At 35.8% G+C, this 20,880-nt stretch carries 28 protein-coding genes; 27 read left to right on the forward strand and 1 reads right to left on the reverse strand.

Going from position 1 to position 20,880, the window contains the following annotated elements:
• Positions 1–2 precede the first annotated feature (2 nt).
• The 12 genes from RIN63_RS04615 (at position 3) to RIN63_RS04670 (ending at position 9,428) form a co-directional block, all read left to right on the forward strand.
• A complete protein-coding gene (locus RIN63_RS04615; RefSeq protein ID WP_310443514.1) occupies positions 3–233 on the forward strand; it encodes a DUF6133 family protein in 231 nt (76 codons plus the stop codon).
• On the forward strand, positions 223–651 hold the full coding sequence (locus RIN63_RS04620; protein WP_310443515.1) for an A24 family peptidase: 429 nt from the start codon (positions 223–225) through the stop codon (positions 649–651). The genes RIN63_RS04615 and RIN63_RS04620 overlap by 11 nt, the downstream gene beginning before the upstream one ends.
• Before the next feature lie 12 nt (positions 652–663).
• The gene (locus RIN63_RS04625) at positions 664–1,509 is read left to right on the forward strand and encodes an RcpC/CpaB family pilus assembly protein (RefSeq protein ID WP_310443516.1); all 846 of its coding nucleotides are present in this window, start codon (positions 664–666) and stop codon (positions 1,507–1,509) included.
• 2 nt (positions 1,510–1,511) lie between these two features.
• Positions 1,512–2,324, forward strand: coding sequence for an AAA family ATPase (locus RIN63_RS04630; RefSeq protein WP_310443517.1), 813 nt, complete (start codon positions 1,512–1,514; stop codon positions 2,322–2,324).
• Positions 2,318–3,871 (forward strand): CpaF/VirB11 family protein, encoded by a 1,554-nt coding sequence (locus RIN63_RS04635; RefSeq protein ID WP_310443518.1) that lies wholly within the window; start codon positions 2,318–2,320, stop codon positions 3,869–3,871. Before RIN63_RS04630 ends, RIN63_RS04635 begins: the two co-directional genes overlap by 7 nt.
• Entirely contained in the window at positions 3,868–4,797 is a 930-nt protein-coding gene (locus tag RIN63_RS04640; protein ID WP_310443519.1) for a hypothetical protein, read from the forward strand. The genes RIN63_RS04635 and RIN63_RS04640 overlap by 4 nt, the downstream gene beginning before the upstream one ends.
• Positions 4,798–4,803: 6 nt before the next feature.
• A complete protein-coding gene (locus RIN63_RS04645) occupies positions 4,804–5,676 on the forward strand; it encodes a hypothetical protein (RefSeq protein ID WP_310443520.1) in 873 nt (290 codons plus the stop codon).
• Between the two features lie 13 nt (positions 5,677–5,689).
• Positions 5,690–6,085, forward strand: a complete 396-nt coding sequence (locus RIN63_RS04650) for a DUF4320 family protein (protein WP_310443521.1) — start codon at positions 5,690–5,692, stop codon at positions 6,083–6,085.
• 8 nt (positions 6,086–6,093) lie between these two features.
• Positions 6,094–6,639: a hypothetical protein gene (locus tag RIN63_RS04655; protein WP_310443522.1), complete on the forward strand. Its 546-nt coding sequence runs from the start codon at positions 6,094–6,096 to the stop codon at positions 6,637–6,639.
• Positions 6,640–6,735: 96 nt separating this feature from the next.
• On the forward strand, positions 6,736–7,302 hold the full coding sequence (locus tag RIN63_RS04660; protein WP_310443523.1) for a DUF6550 family protein: 567 nt from the start codon (positions 6,736–6,738) through the stop codon (positions 7,300–7,302).
• 64 nt (positions 7,303–7,366) lie between these two features.
• The gene (locus RIN63_RS04665) at positions 7,367–9,058 is read left to right on the forward strand and encodes a hypothetical protein (protein ID WP_310443524.1); all 1,692 of its coding nucleotides are present in this window, start codon (positions 7,367–7,369) and stop codon (positions 9,056–9,058) included.
• Positions 9,059–9,086: 28 nt separating this feature from the next.
• A complete protein-coding gene (locus RIN63_RS04670; protein ID WP_310443525.1) occupies positions 9,087–9,428 on the forward strand; it encodes a DUF3852 domain-containing protein in 342 nt (113 codons plus the stop codon).
• A gap of 101 nt (positions 9,429–9,529) precedes the next feature.
• Here the strand turns inward: RIN63_RS04670 and RIN63_RS04675 are convergent, their stop codons facing one another.
• Entirely contained in the window at positions 9,530–9,763 is a 234-nt protein-coding gene (locus RIN63_RS04675) for a hypothetical protein (protein ID WP_310443526.1), read from the reverse strand.
• A 115-nt stretch (positions 9,764–9,878) separates the two neighbouring features.
• Between RIN63_RS04675 and RIN63_RS04680 the strand changes: the two genes are divergently transcribed.
• The 15 genes from RIN63_RS04680 (at position 9,879) to RIN63_RS04750 (ending at position 20,799) form a co-directional block, all read left to right on the forward strand.
• Entirely contained in the window at positions 9,879–10,136 is a 258-nt protein-coding gene (locus RIN63_RS04680) for a hypothetical protein (protein WP_310443527.1), read from the forward strand.
• 176 nt (positions 10,137–10,312) lie between these two features.
• Positions 10,313–11,215: a conjugal transfer protein TrbL family protein gene (locus RIN63_RS04685; RefSeq protein WP_310443528.1), complete on the forward strand. Its 903-nt coding sequence runs from the start codon at positions 10,313–10,315 to the stop codon at positions 11,213–11,215.
• Positions 11,216–11,235: 20 nt separating this feature from the next.
• Complete coding sequence (locus RIN63_RS04690) at positions 11,236–11,592, forward strand: DUF4406 domain-containing protein (RefSeq protein WP_310443529.1); 357 nt, start codon at positions 11,236–11,238, stop codon at positions 11,590–11,592.
• Positions 11,589–12,251, forward strand: a complete 663-nt coding sequence (locus RIN63_RS04695) for a DNA cytosine methyltransferase (RefSeq protein ID WP_310443530.1) — start codon at positions 11,589–11,591, stop codon at positions 12,249–12,251. Before RIN63_RS04690 ends, RIN63_RS04695 begins: the two co-directional genes overlap by 4 nt.
• Positions 12,220–13,326, forward strand: a complete 1,107-nt coding sequence (locus RIN63_RS04700) for a DNA cytosine methyltransferase (protein WP_310443531.1) — start codon at positions 12,220–12,222, stop codon at positions 13,324–13,326. The genes RIN63_RS04695 and RIN63_RS04700 overlap by 32 nt, the downstream gene beginning before the upstream one ends.
• Before the next feature lie 3 nt (positions 13,327–13,329).
• The gene (locus RIN63_RS04705; RefSeq protein ID WP_310443532.1) at positions 13,330–13,587 is read left to right on the forward strand and encodes a hypothetical protein; all 258 of its coding nucleotides are present in this window, start codon (positions 13,330–13,332) and stop codon (positions 13,585–13,587) included.
• Positions 13,588–13,589: 2 nt separating this feature from the next.
• Positions 13,590–14,180, forward strand: a complete 591-nt coding sequence (locus RIN63_RS04710; protein WP_310443533.1) for a hypothetical protein — start codon at positions 13,590–13,592, stop codon at positions 14,178–14,180.
• 79 nt (positions 14,181–14,259) lie between these two features.
• A complete protein-coding gene (locus tag RIN63_RS04715) occupies positions 14,260–14,646 on the forward strand; it encodes a hypothetical protein (protein WP_310443534.1) in 387 nt (128 codons plus the stop codon).
• A gap of 124 nt (positions 14,647–14,770) precedes the next feature.
• Positions 14,771–16,591 carry a helicase HerA domain-containing protein gene (locus tag RIN63_RS04720; protein ID WP_310443535.1) on the forward strand — a complete coding sequence of 607 codons (1,821 nt, stop codon included), beginning with the start codon at positions 14,771–14,773 and terminating at the stop codon, positions 16,589–16,591.
• Positions 16,591–17,103 (forward strand): hypothetical protein, encoded by a 513-nt coding sequence (locus tag RIN63_RS04725; RefSeq protein ID WP_310443536.1) that lies wholly within the window; start codon positions 16,591–16,593, stop codon positions 17,101–17,103. Before RIN63_RS04720 ends, RIN63_RS04725 begins: the two co-directional genes overlap by 1 nt.
• 51 nt (positions 17,104–17,154) lie before the next feature.
• Positions 17,155–18,162: an amidoligase family protein gene (locus tag RIN63_RS04730; RefSeq protein WP_399324541.1), complete on the forward strand. Its 1,008-nt coding sequence runs from the start codon at positions 17,155–17,157 to the stop codon at positions 18,160–18,162.
• Between the two features lie 9 nt (positions 18,163–18,171).
• The gene (locus RIN63_RS04735; RefSeq protein WP_310443538.1) at positions 18,172–18,699 is read left to right on the forward strand and encodes a gamma-glutamylcyclotransferase family protein; all 528 of its coding nucleotides are present in this window, start codon (positions 18,172–18,174) and stop codon (positions 18,697–18,699) included.
• A 6-nt stretch (positions 18,700–18,705) separates the two neighbouring features.
• Entirely contained in the window at positions 18,706–19,815 is a 1,110-nt protein-coding gene (locus RIN63_RS04740; RefSeq protein ID WP_310443539.1) for a C40 family peptidase, read from the forward strand.
• A gap of 12 nt (positions 19,816–19,827) precedes the next feature.
• Entirely contained in the window at positions 19,828–20,406 is a 579-nt protein-coding gene (locus RIN63_RS04745) for a DUF6329 domain-containing protein (protein WP_310443540.1), read from the forward strand.
• A 12-nt stretch (positions 20,407–20,418) separates the two neighbouring features.
• Positions 20,419–20,799, forward strand: coding sequence for a DUF3846 domain-containing protein (locus RIN63_RS04750; RefSeq protein ID WP_310443541.1), 381 nt, complete (start codon positions 20,419–20,421; stop codon positions 20,797–20,799).
• The last annotated feature ends 81 nt before the right edge of the window (positions 20,800–20,880 follow it).

Raw genomic sequence — 20,880 nt, forward strand, 5'->3', positions numbered from 1 at the left:
CTATGAGTAATATATTGATAAAAACAAAAAACCTTTTAGTCAGACAAGCAGTGGCTGTAAAGATTGCAATTAACAATAACCGTGGAGAAGGGTATATTGATACTGCAGTAAAAATCCTTATTGCCGTAGTTTTAGGAGCATTGCTCCTTGCAGGACTGTATGCATTATTCGGTGAAGTGGTTATGCCGACATTGGAAGAACAAATCAAAGAAATGTTTAACTATGCAGGCTAATAGCATCCTACAAGGGGTGCTGTTTTCTTTTCTGCTTTTGGCAGCATCTTATACAGACATTAAAAAAAGAGAAATTCCAGATATGGTCTGCGTTCTCCTTGCATTGACAGGGTTCCTGCAATTTAATTATCCAAATTTATTAGGAATATTTGTTGCTTTGCCTTTTCTTATAGCAGCAATGTTTAAAGAAAATAGTATTGGAGGCGGAGATATTAAGCTAACTGCCACAGTTGGGTTTGTCCTTGGATTTTGGAAAGGAATCTATGGATTAATAATAGGACTTACCTTATTGATATTGTTTTATATCATGTTAAGAATTTCATTAATTATCAGAAAAAAGCAGGTAGCAAAGAATTTATCTATGCCACTTGCTCCCTTTTTAGGGATAGGTTTTTTAATCATGTATTTTATAAATTAGGGGGAATATACTATGAGTTTTTTAAGGAATAGAACAGTAGTTGGAGTGATTTGTATCGTATTATCACTCCTTATTTGTTTTGGGATCACACCATTATTTAATAAAGAGATAAGTCAAAAGATAGAAATTGTCCGTGTGACAAAGGAGATAAAATCAGGTGATGAAATCACAAAGGATATGGTCCAAGTAGTAGAAGTAGGTGGATTTAATCTGCCTGAAAATGTGATTCGTACCAAAGAAACAGTGATCGGTAAGTTTGCAGTTTCAGATTTAGGAATTGGAGATTATATTTTAAGTACAAAATTATCAGAGATACCAGCAGCTGAAAATGCCTATTTATATAATCTAAATGGAAGTAAACAAGCAATGTCCATAACCATTAAGACCTTTGCAAATGGTCTTTCAGGAAAGCTACAAAGTGGAGATGTTGTATCTGTTATTGCACCTGATTATAAAAAGCAAGGTGCAACAGTTATTCCAGCAGAGCTTAAATATGTAGAGGTAATTTCTGTTACTGCCTCATCAGGATATGATGCTAATACAAATGAACAAGGAACAGAAGATGAAAGAGAACTTCCATCAACAGTAACACTCCTTGTAACCCCTGAACAAGGTAATATTCTAGCAGAATTAGAGGCGGATTCTAAATCACACCTATCACTTGTATATCGTGGAAGTCCAGAGAACACAAAGAAATTTATTTATATGCAAGAAGAAATTATAGAAGCCCTCTATTATCCAGAACCAGAAGAACAGATGGAAGATGTATCTGAAGAAGACAAAGTAGAAGAGGCAATAGATAACTCAAACACATCCTCTGAAGGAGTAGAAGAAGAAACAGGAAGTGAGGTAGAGTAAAGATGTTAAACTTTAAGAAAAATAGTATTTTTACTCGCAATTTAAAGGGAGAAAATGTTCAGGAAGAAATCTTACATGGTGGTGTTTTATCTGTTTGGGGAAGTCCCGGGAGTGGAAAAACAACAGTAGCTACAAAGATTGCAAAATATCTTGCGGATAAGAAAAAGAATGTAGTACTGGTATTATGCGATATGACAGCTCCAATGTTACCTTGTATCTGTCCTTCACAAGAACTTGAATGCGAAAAATCATTAGGAAGTATCCTTGCTGCAACCCATGTCACAGAGCCACTTGTAAAACACAATATGATTACCCATAAAAAGCTATCATACCTTACTATCCTTGGCATGTTAAAGGGAGAAAACGAATATACCTATCCGCCCTATTCAGAAGTGCAAGCAAGAGAGCTGATTGATAGCCTTCGTGAAATCGCACCATTTATTATTATAGATTGTGGCAGTTATATAGCAAATGATGTTTTATCTGCTGTTGCACTAATGGAGTCGGATTCCGTATTAAGACTTGCCAATTGTGATTTAAAAAGCATCAGTTATTTATCAAGTCAATTACCTCTTCTTCGTGATGGGAAATGGGATGCAGATAAGCAATATAAAATAGCTTCAAACATTAAACCACAGCAAGGGGTAGACCATATGAGTCAAGCACTTGGAAGTGTAGCCTTTAAGCTTCCACATTCACAGGAACTTGAGGAACAATACCTAGCTGGAAATCTATTCGATGAATTATCCATGAAGGACAGCAAGGCATTTCGCAAAGAAATTGAGAAGATAGCAAGGGAGGTGTTTGGGTGTTAGGCAAAATAAGAAATAGTTCTGTGTTTCTAAAGACAAAAGGGCAACAAAACGTGTCATCTACAAATGAAAAGACAATATCAAAGACCTCCAAAAGGGCAATTGAAATGCTGGAAACTCAAGGAGCAGAGAAAAAAATAAAAGAGATACAAGAATCACGAGAAGCTCAAAAAACACAAAGGGAGTTAGGTTCTGAAAATAGAACTCACTCCCTATTTTTTGCCCCTGAAACAGAGGGTAAGGACTTTTCTACTGTTCTAAAGGACGTTCAAGAATATATTTCAAGTAATTATTCTGTTCTTATTACCGATGGAACTATGAAGGATTCTAAAGAGCAGATGAAACGATATATCTCTAAATACGTTCAGGATAGCAGAATCTCAGTAAAAGGTATGAGTGGCAATGAATTAATAGATGCACTTTATACTGAAATGGCTGAGTATGGTTTTTTAACAAAATATATATATGGAGAAGGTATTGAAGAAATAGACATCAACTCTTGGAAAGATATCGAAGTGCAGTATTCTGATGGAAGAAATGAAAAGCTTAAAGAACATTTTGATTCTCCTGAACATGCAATTAATGTAATAAGGAGAATACTCCATGTTTCTGGTATGGTACTTGATAATGCCAGTCCAGCTGTTCTTGGGCATTTAACAAAAAATATTCGTATTGCAGTACTTAAAACCCCCTTAGTGGATGAAGATGTTGGGATTTCAGCCTCTATTCGTATTGTAAATCCTCAAAGTATGAAAAAGGAGGATTTTGTAGATGGTGGTACAGCAACAAATCCTATGCTTGAATTTTTATCAGAGTGTATTCGCTATGGTATTTCTGTCTGTGTGGCAGGAGCAACCAGCTCTGGTAAAACAACAATTGCTGGATGGTTACTTACTACCATTCCTGATAATAAGCGAATATTTACTATTGAAAACGGCTCACGTGAGCTTGCCTTAGTTCGTGAACAAGAAGGAAGAGTAACTAATTCTGTTATTCATACCATAACACGTGACAGTGAGAATGAAAGGCAAAGAGTAGATCAGATTACTTTGCTTGATATGTCTTTAAGATTTAATCCAGATATTATTGTAGTAGGGGAAATGCGTGGAGCAGAGGCTAATGCAGCACAGGAGGCAGCGAGGACAGGGGTAGCTGTTCTTACTACCATCCATTCAAACTCTTGTGAGGCAACCTATCGCAGAATGGTATCCCTTTGCAAACGAGCAGTAGATATGTCAGATGAAACCCTAATGGGATATGTAACAGAGGCTTATCCTATTGTTGTGTTTTGTAAACAACTTGAAAATAAGGAAAGAAAGATGATGGAGATAATGGAATGCGAGATCCTTCCAGATGGCACAAGGAATTACCGTCCATTATATCAATATGTGATTACTGAAAATCGGATGGAGGATGGGAAATTTATAATTAATGGTTACCATGAGCAGATCAATAGTATTTCAGATAGCCTTAGTAAAAGATTCTTGGAAAATGGAATGCCAATTGACATCATAGAAAAACTGAAAACAAAGGAGGTGGAAACTCTATGAGTACCATCTTGTTGATTGCCTGTATCGGAATGATTACAGGTTTTTTTATTTTATTTGGAATCTCACCAATGGAGTTCACGGAAAACATATTTAAAAAGCTGATAAGTAAGCCAAGGAGCATTAAGGATGAGATAAATGAGACTACAAAACGAAAGAAAGTATCTTTTTTAAGACGAGAAATCATGGAGGTACAAGAGATTTTAAAAGTAACAGGGAGAGAAAAGAAATTTCCAATGCTTTGTGCCTTATCCTTGTTATTGTTTGCTATGGGAGGATCTATTGCTATCATGCTCGATAACTTTTTCTTAGTACCAGTGATGGCAATAGGCTTTATGTTTCTGCCATTTTGGTATATAAGGCTTACTCAAAGTTATTTTAAAAGGGATATTGCTGCAGAGTTAGAAACAGCACTGAGTATTATAACAACTGCTTATTTAAGAAATGAGGATATTCTTACAGCAGTTGAGGAAAATATGAACTACTTAAATCCACCAGTTCTGTCTATATTTAAGGGTTTCGTTTCAAGGATAAAGCTGATAAACCCAGATATTATGGGAGCTTTGCAAGCTATGAAAGAACAGATTGATAATGCTGTGTTTCGTGAATGGTGTGATGCTTTAATCGCTTGTCAGCTTGATAGAAGCTTAAAGACAACCTTAACACCCATTGTAAGTAAGCTATCGGATATGCGTGTAGTAAATGGAGAACTTGAAAACATGGTCTTTGAACCAAGAAAAGAATTTATTACTATGGTAATATTGGTCATTGGAAATATACCTCTTTTGTATTTTCTAAACAAAGACTGGTACTACACACTCATGCACTCAGCTTTGGGACAGATTATTCTTTCTATTTGTGCTATGGCTATTTTTATATCAACAGCTTTCGTAATTAAATTAACCCATCCAATTGAGTATAGGAGGTAGCCGAATATGACAATTTTAATCTTTATATTTGGCATACTGCTTGCCATTGGTTTGTTTCTAATTTCTGCTGATTTGCTAAAATTGCCAAGCCTTGCAACACAAAAGGCTATGTTATCTGCTGGCAAACAAGGGAAAGAAAAAGCGAAAACTGTAGATGTACTTCTTATGGGATGGGCAGTGAAGCTTGCTAAATATATTCCTATGGATGAGTATAAAAAAAGCAGAATGAAAAACACATTAAATGCTGCTGGAATGAATCTGACTCCAGAAGAGTTTATTTCATCAGCAATATTAGAGTCGGGAATAATTGCGATTCTAATTATCCCTTGCCTTATGATACTTCCACTCATTGCACCAATACTTATGTTTTTAAGCATTATCATATATTTTAAGGAAATTCGTAAAGCAGATGAGATATTAAAGATAAAGAAAGAAAAAATTGAAGTAGAACTGCCAAGATTTGTAGCAACCATTACTCAGGAGTTAAAGGCAAGTAGGGATGTATTGTCTATTATAGAGAACTATAAGAAGAATGCAGGAGAGGAATTTGCTGATGAGCTGGATATCTTAACAGCAGATATGCGCTCCTCTTCCTATGAGGCATCACTTACAAGATTTGAGGCAAGGATTAACTCACCGATGCTATCAGATATAACGAGAGGGTTAATTGGTGTTCTTCGTGGGGATGATGGATCCATGTATTTTCAAATGCTATCCCATGATATGAAACAGCTTGAACTTCAACGATTAAAAGCACAGGCAATGAAAATACCACCTAAGATTAGAGTGTTTTCCTTTGTAATGCTTATGTGTTTCTTGATGACCTATATGGCCATCATTGTATATGAAATTATACGTTCCCTTAGTGGAATGTTCTAGGGGGGGTGTCTATGTGATAAAAATATTAAAGTCAAAGCAAGGCGAAGGATATATAGATGTTGCAATTCTTGTGCTTTGCGCCATGCTTGTTATTGCTCTTGCAGTGAGAGTATTTCCAGCTTATATCATAAAACAACAGGTAGATACCTTTGCTACAGAGCTTGTAAGGGAATCAGAAATTGCAGGAAGGGTAGGATCTGAAACTACAAACAGGGAGCTTTTACTTCGAGAAAAAACAGGTATTACACCAACGGTTAAATGGTCAAAGTCAGGAAGAATTCAGTTAAATGAAGAGATAACTGTTACAGTTACCTTTGAAACAAATATAGGTATATTTGGAGGATTTGGTTCTTTTCCTGTTACCTTAAGAGCTGATGCCGCTGGGAAATCAGAAGTATATTGGAAGTAGGTGAAATCTTGAATAAAATAAAAAGAATATTAACCGATAAAAAAGGTAGTTCCTTTCCTTTAATTGTTGCAGTGACTTTGTGTCTTGTAATGATTTTTACAGGAATATCAGAATACTTTAGGCTCATGATTATAGCGCAGGGTGTGCGTGATGCTGTACAAGATGCAGTAATTTCTACTGTAAATGACAATTATGATGATGTATATCATGGAGTTCGTGAAGGGTATTCAGGAGGATACCAGCCTATGGCAGATGAATTTGAAGAATCTCTTGATTATGGAGTGATTTATGATAGACTAGATACAATTCTTGGATTAAGTCAAGAAAGTGGATATCATGTTAAGACCACATCAGAAGGAAAAATAGAGTTTAAAATATGGAATCTAGAAGTGGATATAAGAAATGCTCCTTTAGCTTTAGGGGACAAATCAGATTCAAGATTTGAGGTAGATAGTAGCATAATGCTTGAAGTACCAGTATCCTTTGGAGGCAAACTTCTTCCAAGTATGAAGATGAAAATAAAGACAAGTGCTGGCTATATGCCTAAGTTTTAAAAGAATTGAAAAATTTAATAGACTTTCAGGAAATCTTGTGGTAGTTTGTAGCTTGAAAGAAACAGATAATTAAGATTAATAAGGAGGCAGAAACCTATGAACAATATAAATGATAAGACAAAAAGAAGACTAATTGTAGCAAGTGGCTTAATAATTAGTGTAATACTTATAGTTTTAATAAGTGCTCAGTTTAAGAAAGAACCCATAGAGGATACAGTACTGCCAAATCAAAGTATAGAAACTAGTGATGTCATAGTAGAAAAACCTGTAATTACAGAAAAAGAAGATGAAATAATAGTGCCAGAAATTAAGATTCCAGAGGATGAAACGATAGATAATGGTGCGATAGATACAGGCACAGAGCAAACCATTCAAGGAGATGTAGAAAAACCGAAAGAGCCTACAGAGGAACAGATTACAGATCCAACACAGAAACCAAATGGTGAGAAAGTAGAAACACCACCTGAACCTGTAGAACATAATAAAGTGGAGAAACCAGCAGAAACACCGAAAGGTAATGATGTACCGCAAGGTGGAGATACCAATAATCAAGGGAAAACTTACTTGCCTGGTTTTGGATGGATAGAGAATAGTGGAGAAAATCAAGGGACTGCAGTAGATGGGGATGGAGATATTAATAAGCAAATAGGAAACATGGATTAAATATATATAGCAATGATGAACACTGCAGAGATGTAGTGTTTTTTCTTTGCGGAAAGGAGAATAGATGAAGCAGATATTAATAATATTGATGATATTTATAATGATACTTAGTTTAATGATGCCAATTACTGTATTTGCCGTTGGAGATGGAAATATAGATTCAGGTGGTGGAGGTATGGGAGATGGAACAAGTACAGATAAATGGTCTCCTGGTTATGATGGTGTGCGTGTAACTGTGGTTCGTGCCAGTGATCATGCTGTAGTAACTACCCCTATTGACTTTACAAATAAACAACCACCATCTACTATGTTTCATTTTGGTAAAGTATCTAAAATTCAATATAATGGTGGAAGAAATCTGTCACCTATTCAAGGAGCATATTCTTATGTAAATCCTGCACAAGAGATGCCAAGAATAGTGAGTACGAATGGTAGTAGCAACATAGAAGCAATAAAGAAATACTTTTGCTCTGAATATACAATTAAAAGAGTTGCTGAAATTACAGGCATGAATTATGACATTTTAATTGGTGGGGATTACAAATTACTTTTAGAACCAATGGCATATTACACATTTCAAGGAGTTATGATTGCTACAACTGCAACGGAAGCTGCCATATATGATGAACAGTTAAGTGGATTGCTTAGAAATAAGATGGTATCTTTATCCCATAAAAACTTGCCCCTTGCAATGTTTCTAGAGGTAGGAGATTTGGGATATCCAGCATGGAGCGGCAGTACTACAAAAGCGGCCTCAAATGCAGATATAAAATCCTCTCTGGGACTTGGCATTGTGCGATTTACAGAACAACCTGAACCACCAATCGTAAGTGCATATGATTATGAATATAGAGTAAATACAGAGGTAATTACTTCCGTTATGATTAGTGGAGGACAGTCCGATCCTGACAGACCCACTCGTGTAAGCTTTATTATTGATGGAAGAACTTATAATGTTGGGAATGTATATTACCCAAGTGGCGACTCTCAGCTTGCATGGGTGAAGTGGACAACTCCTGATACGGAACAAGATATGGTAATTGATGTAATAGTGAATGGACCAGGTAGTACTAGTAAATCAATTATCAATGTTAGGATTGTTGATTTAGATAAAAATCCACCACCAAATCCTGTAGCAGATGATAGAAATGACTCTTTTTCTCATTCCTCTGTTCCAAACAGAGAAGAAAAAATAAATGCAAATTGGAGCATATGGAGTCCTTGGTGGCGGGCATATTGGGTGTGGCATAGTACAGGAGAGGACTCAGGTTATTGGTGTGACCATGGTTGGTGGGAGTTTGATCTTGACCAATATACAGCGAGGCTTTCTAGTGATATGAGTATTAAAAACGATAGTAAAAACCCTACTGCAAGTGGAAGTGTTTTTAAAAGTGGATATGGGATTAATCAAACATTGACTGCAAATGTGAGCAGTAATCAAAGCTCGGCTATAACCTATGCCCAAAATGCTGTTTCCTATTTTCCGGAATTTCGCTATGAAACCTATTGGAGATTGTTAGAACGTGTTTCAAGTGGTTCGAATGCTAGGTTTGAGTTTAAGAAAAACAATTATTCTACTTATAAGAATCGAACTCATTTTACTCCAATATGGATGCCAGACGGTGAATATACAGTAAGCACTTGGCTAATAGATGCATGGACACCTGATGGAATGCTCTCAGCGAATCTTACAGACACATTAACAATAAAGGGGAATTTGTGGCAGGATTGGCACATTGCACCCTTAAACCCTTAAATAATATAGAAAAAGAAAGGTGGATTTCATGAAGACAAATAAGATAATAGCACTAACTATGTGCTTGGTGCTGATTGGCATATTGATGTTTAGCACTACAGTATTAGCTTCAGGTACAGGAGATGTAGCAGGGGCAATTGAAGATACTTGGAGCGATGCATCAGGACAAATAAAAACGGTTGTGAATAAGGTTGTATTCCCTGCAATTGACCTTGTTTTGGCAGTGTTCTTCTTTGCAAAACTTGGTACTGCTTATTTTGACTATAGAAAGCATGGGCAGTTTGAATGGGCAGCACCTGCAATCCTGTTTGCCTGTTTGGTATTTACGCTAACTGCACCAGCATATATTTGGACGATACTTGGAATGTAATGAAAAAAAGCAGACTGAATTCGTATGAATGACGGGTTCAGTCCGCTCTATAAATTGGAATTTGTAGCCTCGTAATATATGCTCGTAATAGACAGTGCGATTCACTTTTTTGTTTTTATATGTAATATGAGAGATAATATCAAGCATATTGCAGTTGGAGGCAAAAACAATACGCTGTGAATTAGAGCATCAAGATCAGCCCCCGTAGAAGCATAGGGGTTATACTCTTGAATATTGTAAATATAAAATATCCCTCCGAAATAACACATTAATAGTACGATCCCAATTCCAAATAAAATTCTTGGCTTAATATTTTTTTTAATTTTAGACCTCATTTAGTAACCTCCTGCACAAAATATAGATAATTCTTGATTAAAATCTGATCGATAAATTCAAATTTATTTGTTTCTCAACATTCGCTTTTTTAATAGCCAAGAAAAAATATATGCTATGGCAGTAAAGAAAATAACAACAACTAATTGCATGGGTATTGATATTCTCCAAAATATAGAACTTTCAGGGACGGTTAATAGATCAGGCATAACCAATAGGCTATATATTATTGATAGTCCTGTTGAGATAATTGGAGAAATCCAGAGTACTTTCCTCTTTAGAAAAAACATCAATAGAACTGATGTAATTGGAAAAATAAAAAAGATTAATACTTGCCACGAATCCATAAATACCTCCTGTGTATTGATAATTTAATCAAATTCCTGTTTGCTGTTATAATACCACATTCTATTGGCACTTTCAATCAGTTATGCTGATTAGTTTGTGGCTAGCAGGTACTCAGTTTTTAATAAGTTAGAAAAGTATCATCTTATTTTGTACATCCAGTAGTATGATGTGTTTTTTTATTTCAAAGAAAGGAGGCGATAAAAATGTTTATTTGGGATTTTCTCTTGGGTGATGTAATGGATCAAATCATCGATTGGTTTTATGGTCAGCTTGTAGGCTTTCTTGCAGATTTCTTTGCCCAAATGGGAAATATGGGAGTAGAACTTTTTGAGATGAGCTGGGTTCAATCAATCGTTTTGTTCTTCTCTTACCTTGCTTGGTCACTCTATGGAACAGGACTTGTAGTGTCCTGCTTTGAAACGGGAATTGAGTATCAATATGGTAGGGGTAACATGAAAGATGCTGCTTTAAATGCAATTAAAGGATTTATGGCAGTCAGCCTTTTTACTACAGTGCCTATAGAACTATTTAAGCTCTCGGTCAATTTACAAGCAAGTTTAACCGCTGGTATCACAGGATATGGAAGTGGAATCGGAGAACTGGCAACATCTATTATTGGAGAGTTAAATAATGTGGGTGATATTACAAACATAGGTGGTTCAGGTATATTCGGTGGCATTTCTATGATAACAAGTCCATTTATGGCTCTATTTATTATTATCCTAATGGGTTATGCAGTAATTAAAGTGTTTTTTGCAAACCTAAAAAGGGGAGGGATTCTACTTATACAGATAGCAGTTGGAAGCCTATATATGTTTTCTGTTCCTCGTGGTTATATTGATGGCTTTATTCTGTGGTGCAAGCAGATAATCGGTCTATGCCTTACCACATTTCTTCAGGCAACTATATTAACTGCAGGACTTATGGTAGTAAAAGATCATGCACTACTCGGATTAGGATTAATGCTATCAGCAGGAGAAGTACCACGGATTGCTGGAGCATTTGGACTTGATACATCCACTCGTGCCAATGTAATGAGTGCAGTTTATACAGCACAGGCAGCTGTAAACACAACTAAAACTATAGTACAAGCAGTACCAAAATAAAAATAGAAAGAGAGGATTTAATGAAACTAATATATGTTGCATCTCCATATAAAGGAGATATAAAAAAGAATATAGAATATGCTAAACAGGCTTGCCGATATGTATTAAACGAAGGCAATGCCTTTTTTTGTCCCCATCTTCTCTACCCCCAGATTTTAGATGATAATAATCCAGAAGAAAGAAGATTGGGAATCAACATAGGAAAAGAATTCTTGGCAAAATGCGATGAACTATGGGCATTTGGCGGCAATATTTCTCAAGGAATGTTTGAGGAGATTGAATTTGCTAGAGTGATAGGCATTCCTATAAAAAGAATTATGAAACTAGATTTTGAAATAAAAAAAGAGGCTCTATTTTGTATGAGGATGGATAGATGATTACCTTGGGGAGTCTTTTCGATGGGATTGGAGGATTTCCCCTTGCTGCTGTCCATAATGGAATTACTCCCATATGGGCAAGCGAAATTGAATCTTTTCCCATTGAGGTGACTAAAATACGCTTCCCCGATATGCTCCATGTTGGTGATATTACAAAATTAAAAGGAGAAGATCTACCCTCTGTTGATATTATAACAGGTGGTTCACCATGCCAAGATTTATCTGTTGCAGGTGCAAGGGCAGGGTTTGCTGGTGAACGTTCAGGATTATTTATGGAGCAGATAAGAATAACAAAGGAAATGAGGTGGGCAAATGCAAGAAGAGGAAAGGCAAATCACCTTATCAGACCTCGATACTTCGTTTGGGAAAATGTCCCCGGAGCATTCTCAAGTACAAACGGAGAAGACTTCCATGCGGTCCTTGAAGAAACCACAAGAATTGCAGACAGCAGCGTATCTATACCTAGACCTCCGGGAGGGATATGGAAATCTGTTGGGTGCATATTGGGATATGAATTCACCATTGCTTGGAGAGTTCTCGATGCTCAATACTGGGGTGTCCCCCAAAGACGTAAAAGAATCTTTCTTGTCGCAGATTTTGGAGGACACACCGCACCCAAAATATTATTTGAGCAAGACAGCTTGTTTGGGAATACTTAGAAGAGCTAGAGCAAGAGGAAAGGAACTGCCTAAACAATTAAAAATAGCTTTAGAAATTCAAGGAGAAGCTGAAGGAATAGAGGAAGATTCCAATGACAATATGATTACTGAATATAAAGCATATCATATCAATCAACGAAATGAGGGTATCGACTTAAATGGAATTTCAGGAGCCTTGATGGCAACTCAAAATATGCAGATGCAGACATTTGTCACAGAACCTATGCTATGTCTAAATGATCAGGGTGGTGACCGAATGGATATAACAGAGAATATTACTTCAACACTAAGGGCTAGTATGGGAGGAAATCAACCTATCGTCATAGCAACACAGCAAGGTGGTGCAGAGATATGCTTTGACCTTTGTCCTACTATTACATCAGCATCAGGAACAAGTGGCAATAATCAACCTGTTCTATTCGATAATCATGCAAAAGACTGTAGATATAATGGACCCCTTGATGTAGCTCCAACAATAGCAGCCACCTATGGAACAGGAGGAAATAATGTACCATTAGTATCAAAACCAATTGATTCAGACAGTTATTGTATTGCGGGAAATACGATTGATAGACAAGATCATAACGGTGGAAATGGATGTGGATTTCAAGAGAATATAAGTTATACTCTTACTACAAGTGATATTCATGCAGTTTGTTTTCCAGCTAAAACTTATCAAGATACAGTAGGAGCATTATGTGGAAGCGATGAAAAAGGCATTGGTAATCAATATGTCAGTCAAGGCAAATGTATAGTAGATAATGAAAAGATGATGTTTGGACAATCAGAATTTGCTAATTACAAAGTAGGTTGTGCAACACTCCGAGCAGAGGGTGGAGATAATGGAGGAGGAAGTGAAAACCTTGTAACTACTAAGAATCTTGTACGCAGACTAACACCAATGGAATGCGAAAGACTTCAAGGATTTCCCGATGGGTGGACTAAAATAGAAAAATCATCCGATAGTGCAAGATATAAGGCATTAGGTAATAGTGTAGCAATCCCATGTGTAGATTTTATAATGCAAGGGATTGCTTATTTTTTAAAGAAATTTAAGGAAGAAGCGGAGGAATAGACAGTGTATATGTATCCTGATAATTTAAAGGCTAAAGCAACCCTATGGCTATGGGAGTTAAAAGTCATTGGCATCATTGGAGTAGGGCTTCTTATTTCTGTATTTGCGTTAGCACAGCTTGGATTTATGCCACCTATTGTAATAACGGCAGTATATGCCTTTTTAACTATACAATTTGAAGACACAAGCATACTAAATTTTATTCGTTATGCCTGTGCCTTTTTTCTTTTAAAGCAGCAGATGTTTGAATGGAGGTTATAAGATTGAGTAGAAAACAGAAACAAAAAGAAAGACAAAAAAAGTCTACGAGAGAGCTAGTTGGTATTGATGAAATCACAGATTATAGTATTAAAACTCCCTATGGAGAGCTAGTATATTTTATGATTCATCCAACTAATATATCAGTATTATCTAATGAGAGTGTAAGTGCTAGAATCTATGCACTTATGACAGTATTAAAAGGAATTGCCGAAATTGAAATGCTTTGTCTAAATTCAAAGGAAAACTTTGAGGATAATAAGCAGTATCTAAAAAGAAGAATGGAGATGGAGCAAAATCCTGTTATAAGAAAACTACTACAGCAAGATAGTACCAATCTTGATAGAATGCAGGTACAGATGGCTACTGCTCGTGAGTTTTTAATTATAATACGACTTAAAAATGAAAAAGAATCCAATGTATTTCCTTATCTTTCAAGGATTGAAAAGAGCTTAAAAGACCAAGGATTTGCAACTAGAAGAGCAGATAATACAGATATTAAAAGACTTCTTGGAGTTTATTATGAGCAGAATGTAACAACGGAAAGGTATGAGGACTATGATGGTGAGCGATGGGTGGTATTTGGAGATGTGTAAATGTTAATAAAGTGTAAGTTTATTTGATAGAATGGATGTGCTATAATATGTATAAATAGGAATTTGGGAGTGGAATAATATGAAGAAAAAATCTATTATCATATTAGTTTTTGTAATTTTAGTTGCTGTGGCTTGGATAATCGGCAGTGGTTTTATTAAGAGAAAAAATGTATATTTGGTGGATTACTCTTTGTCTGAGGATGGAAGTGAAATAACGTTGCAAGTTGGTGTTGCAGGTTCTATGGGCTATGTCAGAGATTTTTTGAATGACACAAACGAAACTGAGATTATGGAGATGCAATTTTATTCTGCTTTCGGAGGCTTTAATAGCTCCATTGGGGCAAAGAACGAATTTGTAATATTACTAAATTCCGAATGCCGTGAAATATATTTCTACCATAATGATGGATTTGATTTAGTATTGCAGAAAAACCAAAATACAGGAGAATGGGAAAGACCACGCTAAATTCCAATTTGTCGATGAAATTATGGAACAATCTTAAAAATAAAATTCATCTATTATATGTTAAAACCTTGCACTAATGTGTGGGGTTTTTTAATGCAAAAAAGAAATGGAGGTAGATAATATCATGGTAAAAAAGAAATTACCGATTACTGAAGATGGAAAAATCAAAACCTTTGTAGACATGATTGCACCATCCATCATCAAATTCAACACAGACCATTTTATCTGTGGAAATACCTATAGATGCGTATGGGCACTCAGAGAATACCCTACAAGCACCAATGAACAGGCAATCCTTCGTCATCTTGGAGAAAAAGATGGGGTAACCCTTAGAATCTATACAAGACAGGTAACTCCAAATGAGGAAAAGAAAATTATTCATAATGCAGCCAATAAAAACAGGATGAATACGGCAAATACAAATGATTTACAACAGACCGTAACAGCAGAAAGCAACTTACAAGATGTTGTTACCCTTGTATCATCAATGCATAGAAATAGAGAACCACTCCTTCATTGTGCAGTATATATTGAACTTACTGCAAGTGATTATGACAGCTTGAAACTGCTACAGACCGATGTATTAACAGAGCTTGTTCGTTCTAAGTTAAATGTTGATAGACTTATACTACGACAACAGCAAGGCTTTTTGTGTGTTGGTCCAACAGGCAGAAATGCATTTGGTAGTCAATATGAAAGAGTACTTCCTGCATCCTCAGTAGCAAACCTATATCCCTTTAACTATTCTGGTAAGACCGATAGCAACGGATTTTATTTAGGCAGAGATAAATTTGGTTCTAATATTCTTGTGGATTTTGATAAACGAGATGATGATAAAACCAATCCTTGTATCCTTATTCTTGGTAATTCAGGACAAGGAAAAAGCTATTTATTAAAGCTAATATTATGCAATATCTTAGAGTCAGGAAAGAATGTTATATGCCTTGATCCAGAGCATGAGTATGTGGAGCTTGCAGAAAATATAGGTGGATGTTTTGTAGATTTAATGAGTGGGGAGTATATGATAAATCCATTAGAACCAAAGACTTGGGATGAGGGTGGCAGCCCACAGGACAGAGATGCTCCCCTTGCATTTAGACAAGCAACAAAGTTAAGTCAGCATATTAGTTTTTTAAAAGACTTCTTCCGTTGCTATAAAGATTTTGATGATAAGCATATTGATGTTATAGAAATTATGCTTGGCAAACTCTACACTAAATGGAGCATCAGTGACAGCACAAATTTCAACCAATTAGAATCTGTTGATTATCCTATTCTTTCAGACCTTTATACGTTAATAGAGGAAGAATATAAAGGTTATGATAAGGGAAAATATCAGCTTTACACGGCAGAATTACTACAAGAAATCTTACTTGGACTTCATTCCATGTGCCAAGGCGCAGAAAGTAAGTTCTTTAATGGGCATACCAATATAACCTCCAATCGATTTATTGTATTTGGTGTAAAGGGGTTATTACAGGCCAGTAAAAATGTAAAAAATGCATTGCTGTTTAATGTATTATCCTTTATGTCAGATAAACTGTTAACGGAAGGTAATACTGCAGCTGGAATTGATGAATTGTATTTATTCCTTACTAATCTTACAGCAATAGAATATATCCGTAATTTTATGAAGCGAGTGCGAAAAAAAGAATCAGCAGTAATACTTAGCAGTCAAAACCTTGAGGACTTCAATATTGAAGGCATTAAGGAGCTGACTAAACCGCTGTTTTCTATTCCAGCACACGCTTTTTTATTTAATGCAGGAAATATTGATAAGCAGTTTTATATGGATACCTTACAGCTTGAAGAATCAGAATATAATCTTATTAGATTTCCACAGCGAGGGGTGTGCTTATATAAATGTGGTAACGAACGTTACAATTTGGCTGTCCATGCTCCAGCATATAAAGAAAAGTTATTTGGAAAGGCAGGTGGAAGGTAATGACTATTGAAAGTGCAGAATGGGTAAAGAAACAAGAAAAAATTAAATCCTACCGGGAACAAAAGCAAGGCATTATAGATGATTTGAGGGTATGCATCAGATATACTCCAAACAGGGATAATGACTTGCTTTGTTTTATGGAACAGTATTTAAAGGCAGAAACAAAGAATCGACCAAGATTATTGGAGCAGATAAAGCACTGTATTAATGGCGAAGAATATGAAAATCCCTTCCTTGCATATAACCATTATGATGAAAGACACATTGAAGAATTTGACCATATTTTTAATGAATATATTGATAAGCTAAAACTATCTGGTGGAGAATCTACGCAAGTATCTAGGATTATTGAAAGCACAATTATAAAAATAAATGAACTACATGATATATGCCGTGGACAGCTAATAGACTCTTGGAGGAATGAAAGACTTACAGAATATATTGTCACTGCTTCTAGGTATGCAGGATTTCAAAATGCTGAGGGCATCATCGAAGCAAAAAAGCAATGGTAAGGTGGTGAGGCTGTGGATTTAAGAGATCAGAACTTTGGAATTGAAATTGAGATGACAGGCATAACAAGAAGAAGAGCTGCTGAAGTAGTTGCCGAATATCTCAATGAGATAGCTGAACATGAAGGTGGTGGTTATGACACTTATAGTGTAAGGGATAATGAAAACCGAAAGTGGAAGTTTGTAAGTGATGGTAGCATAAGCTGTCAGAAAAAAGTGGGAAATAGAAAGCAAATAGCTGACAGAGAATACAGTGTAGAGCTTGTTAGTCCCATTTGTAAGTATGAAGATATTGAAAAGATACAGGAGATCGTGCGTAAACTTAGAGAGGCTGGAGCATTTAGTAATAAGTCCTGTGGAATCCATATTCACATTAATGCGGCGCCTTTTGAAGCATATCAATTAAGAAATCTTGTTAATATTGTAGCTGCAAAAGAAAATATGATATACAAGGCATTGCAGGTGGATTCAGATAGGGAAAGACGTTATTGCAAAAAGATAGATACGGATTTTTTAGAGAAGTTAAATAAGCAGAAACCAAAAACAAAGAGTGGAATTCAAAAGTTATGGTACAAAGGTAGTGATGGCAGTCATCAGCATTATCATGATAGTAGATACCATTGCCTAAATCTTCATTCTGTCTTTCAAAAGGGAACAATCGAGTTTCGTGCTTTTAATGGCTCACTCCATGCTGGGAAGATGAAAGCGTATCTGCAATTTTGTATGGCTATTACAGCTCAAGCATACAACCAAAGGTCTGCAAGTCCAATAAAAACAGTATCCGAAAATGAAAAATATACATTCAGAGTATGGCTATTAAGACTTGGTTTAATAGGAGATGAATTTAAAACAGCAAGGAAACATCTCCTTGACCATTTAGAAGGAAATATTGCATGGAAGTCACCTGAACAAGCAGAAGCACAGAAGGAAAGGTTAAGAAAAAAGAGAGAAGTTGAGCTTTCAGATTCACAAGAAGAAACAATAGAAACACAAAATAATGATATGGCAATAGATGAGCAGGAGGAAGAACCTCCTGCTTTTACTATGTCTATGAATCAGTAGGAGGTCAGGATGAAAAATAAAAAATCAAATGAGTCAGTACCAGAAATATTATATATCGCCTATGGAAGTAATTTAAATCTATCACAAATGGAACAACGATGCCCTACTGCAAGAGTCATTGGAACATCAGAAATAAAGGATTATGAGCTTGTATTTCGTGGTTCAAGATATAGTGCAGTGGCAACTATTGAACTATGTGAGGGCAGTAATGTTCCTGTTCTGTTGTGGGGAATCCAACCAGAAGATGAGAAATCACTAGATAGGTATGAAGGCTACCCTAATTTTTATGAAAAGGAAAACATGGAGATTGTGTTAAATGGTAGTACTGTTTCAGCAATGGTTTATGTGATGACACCTGGTCATGAACTTGGAATACCATCAGAACGTTACAAAACATCCATTGAAGAAGGATATATGGATGCAGGATTTGATACAGATATTTTACAAAATGCGGTAGATAAAACTGTAGGTAGGATAGAAAATAGTATGGAGGAAAAAGCAGAACAGGGAAGCTTATTCGGGATGAAATGGTGGTGATATTAAATGGCAGACCCTACAACCATAGGACTTATTGCAAAAGCAGCTATAACAGCATTATCAGATGAAAGGCTGAGAAAAGGTATAGGGTGGACTATTGCTGCAATCCTATCTCCATTTATTCTAATCATTGTTATTATCTGTGGATTGCTTTCAGGAACAGCAAATCACAACAACACCGCCATCCAATTGTCCTTTTATAGAGGTGCTATATCAGAAAATATTCCTGAAGAATATCGAGGTCAGATAGAAGATATGCGTAACAGCTTTACAATGATTGATGAAAGAATAGAGGAAGTAAATGGTCAAATGGAAGATGGAGATAGTCTGGACTCTATAAGGGTTAAGGCTATTTTTTATTCTCTGTATTTCGCCTCTGACCAGCCATCTGGTGTAGATCAAGTTAAATATATTGACTGCTTTGTCACTTATGAGGAACGAACAAGAATCATAATTGATGCAGACGGAAATGAAGTGGAAGAAACATATATTGTGGCAGTACCAATTGATACTCTCCCAGAAGTCTATACAAATATTGAAACGATTATGGGAAAGGCAACTACTTATGAGGATATGGCAAATGCCAATGAAATTTATTACCGAATCCAGTATGGAGTTCCAGCACCAAGTGAAGGAGATGGTTTTGGGGAATGGGGAGATTGGACATATAGTATTACTCCAGAAGAACTAGAGCAATTGTATCATGATTTGCCAGAAGGAGAGAATGGATCAGAGATAGTAAAGCTTGCTATGACAAGGCTTGGAGATCCCTATTCACAAGAAAAAAGAGGGCAAGGAAATTATACGGATTGCAGTTATTTGACCATGTGGAGTTATAGAAAGATTGGAATTATAATACCAGCAACTGCTGCGGAGCAAGGAAGATTTTGTGTGAATAATAATCTTACTGTTTCAAAAGAAGATTTAGTTCCTGGAGATTTAGTTTTTTGGAGTCACAAGCCAAACGGCAGATTTATGAACATTACACATGTAGGAGTCTATGCTGGAAATGGAAAAGTAATAGATGCTGCATACTCGAAAGGACAGGTGGTATACAGAGATATATTTGATTCAAACAAACAGGTTCTATATGGTAGGCCGCATATTTTAAAATAAAAGGAGGAGCTTATGCTAACTACAAAAGCAATATTTGAACGAAAGATTTCAGCATTTGATGCACAAGTATGTGTGATTAATGGAATTGAAGTAATGGATGAAAATGAATTTGAGGAATTTAGCAACAATCTATTAGATGACAGAACCTTTATTGCAGATAGAAAAGAAGAAATGTATATAGATTCAACAGGACAAATCCATGGACTGCTTGCACTAAATATAGATAGTGGAGATGGGATTTTAATTGATAGTCAAGGATATGATTATCCAAGATATGTTGCATTTATGCCAAACATTAAGCCATATATAGATAAGCAAATTTCTATTGTTGCAGAGCAAATAATTAAGGAATCTGCTGAAAATACTTCAAATGGTAGTTGGGCTATATATTTTGATGAGATAGAAGAATCCTATGGAATAGTTGTAAAAGAAAACAATGGTATTGGAACTTTACTCTTAGATGAACTAACAAGCAGAGATGAAGTCGCAGAAATTGAAGTACTCGATGACTGCTTTGATATGACAATATATCTTGACTATTGTAGTAATTTAGAAGAAGAAATAAAGCCAAGTCAAAACATGAATATGTAGGAGGATGAGAGAATGGATAATATAGAAAAGACAATTCGTATCTTAAAGATTGAGCCACAAAAACTACCTTATGAAAAAGAAATATTTAATGACTTGGAAGGTATTCAAGGAGAGGTCGAAGGATTATTTGAATGTATTTATTTAGATGATAATTGTATTTTAGTATGTAATGAAGAAGGAAAATTAAATGGGATGGAACTAAATCGGAGGGTTGGTAATGACATTATTGACGGTCCTTTTTTTATTGTAGGTGATAGCACAGATGGAGAATTTGTATCCTTAAGTGATGAGCAAATAGAAAGATACACACAAGAATTTGGTAAAATTCAAGAATTTACAGGAGAAGAACCAGAGGCTGAGCCAAGGATGGAGTTTATAGGATTTGATTTTTAAAACAAGATTATGAGTTTCAAGTAGCACGTAGTAATGAAAATAACTATAAAAAGCAGCTTGTTTCAATGAGAACAGCAAAAG

The organism is Tissierella sp., assembly GCF_031460495.1.
Classification (GTDB): domain Bacteria; phylum Bacillota; class Clostridia; order Tissierellales; family Tissierellaceae; genus JAVKTS01.

Excerpts from the sequence above, each read along its gene's own strand:
- RIN63_RS04625 (WP_310443516.1), top strand. The coding sequence starts at position 664 with ATGAGTTTTTTAAGGAATAGAACAGTAGTTGGAGTGATTTGTATCGTA.
- RIN63_RS04680 (WP_310443527.1), top strand. The coding sequence starts at position 9,879 with ATGGCAGTAAAGAAAATAACAACAACTAATTGCATGGGTATTGATATT.
- RIN63_RS04735 (WP_310443538.1), top strand. The coding sequence starts at position 18,172 with ATGAAAAATAAAAAATCAAATGAGTCAGTACCAGAAATATTATATATC.
- RIN63_RS04660 (WP_310443523.1), top strand. The coding sequence starts at position 6,736 with ATGAACAATATAAATGATAAGACAAAAAGAAGACTAATTGTAGCAAGT.
- RIN63_RS04715 (WP_310443534.1), top strand. The coding sequence starts at position 14,260 with ATGAAGAAAAAATCTATTATCATATTAGTTTTTGTAATTTTAGTTGCT.
- RIN63_RS04615 (WP_310443514.1), top strand. The coding sequence starts at position 3 with ATGAGTAATATATTGATAAAAACAAAAAACCTTTTAGTCAGACAAGCA.
- RIN63_RS04620 (WP_310443515.1), top strand. The coding sequence starts at position 223 with ATGCAGGCTAATAGCATCCTACAAGGGGTGCTGTTTTCTTTTCTGCTT.
- RIN63_RS04670 (WP_310443525.1), top strand. The coding sequence starts at position 9,087 with ATGAAGACAAATAAGATAATAGCACTAACTATGTGCTTGGTGCTGATT.
- RIN63_RS04745 (WP_310443540.1), top strand. The coding sequence starts at position 19,828 with ATGCTAACTACAAAAGCAATATTTGAACGAAAGATTTCAGCATTTGAT.
- RIN63_RS04665 (WP_310443524.1), top strand. The coding sequence starts at position 7,367 with ATGAAGCAGATATTAATAATATTGATGATATTTATAATGATACTTAGT.
- RIN63_RS04645 (WP_310443520.1), top strand. The coding sequence starts at position 4,804 with ATGACAATTTTAATCTTTATATTTGGCATACTGCTTGCCATTGGTTTG.
- RIN63_RS04690 (WP_310443529.1), top strand. The coding sequence starts at position 11,236 with ATGAAACTAATATATGTTGCATCTCCATATAAAGGAGATATAAAAAAG.
- RIN63_RS04725 (WP_310443536.1), top strand. The coding sequence starts at position 16,591 with ATGACTATTGAAAGTGCAGAATGGGTAAAGAAACAAGAAAAAATTAAA.
- RIN63_RS04640 (WP_310443519.1), top strand. The coding sequence starts at position 3,868 with ATGAGTACCATCTTGTTGATTGCCTGTATCGGAATGATTACAGGTTTT.
- RIN63_RS04740 (WP_310443539.1), top strand. The coding sequence starts at position 18,706 with ATGGCAGACCCTACAACCATAGGACTTATTGCAAAAGCAGCTATAACA.
- RIN63_RS04695 (WP_310443530.1), top strand. The coding sequence starts at position 11,589 with ATGATTACCTTGGGGAGTCTTTTCGATGGGATTGGAGGATTTCCCCTT.
- RIN63_RS04685 (WP_310443528.1), top strand. The coding sequence starts at position 10,313 with ATGTTTATTTGGGATTTTCTCTTGGGTGATGTAATGGATCAAATCATC.
- RIN63_RS04675 (WP_310443526.1), bottom strand. The coding sequence starts at position 9,763 with ATGAGGTCTAAAATTAAAAAAAATATTAAGCCAAGAATTTTATTTGGA.
- RIN63_RS04750 (WP_310443541.1), top strand. The coding sequence starts at position 20,419 with ATGGATAATATAGAAAAGACAATTCGTATCTTAAAGATTGAGCCACAA.
- RIN63_RS04720 (WP_310443535.1), top strand. The coding sequence starts at position 14,771 with ATGGTAAAAAAGAAATTACCGATTACTGAAGATGGAAAAATCAAAACC.
- RIN63_RS04730 (WP_399324541.1), top strand. The coding sequence starts at position 17,155 with ATGACAGGCATAACAAGAAGAAGAGCTGCTGAAGTAGTTGCCGAATAT.
- RIN63_RS04630 (WP_310443517.1), top strand. The coding sequence starts at position 1,512 with ATGTTAAACTTTAAGAAAAATAGTATTTTTACTCGCAATTTAAAGGGA.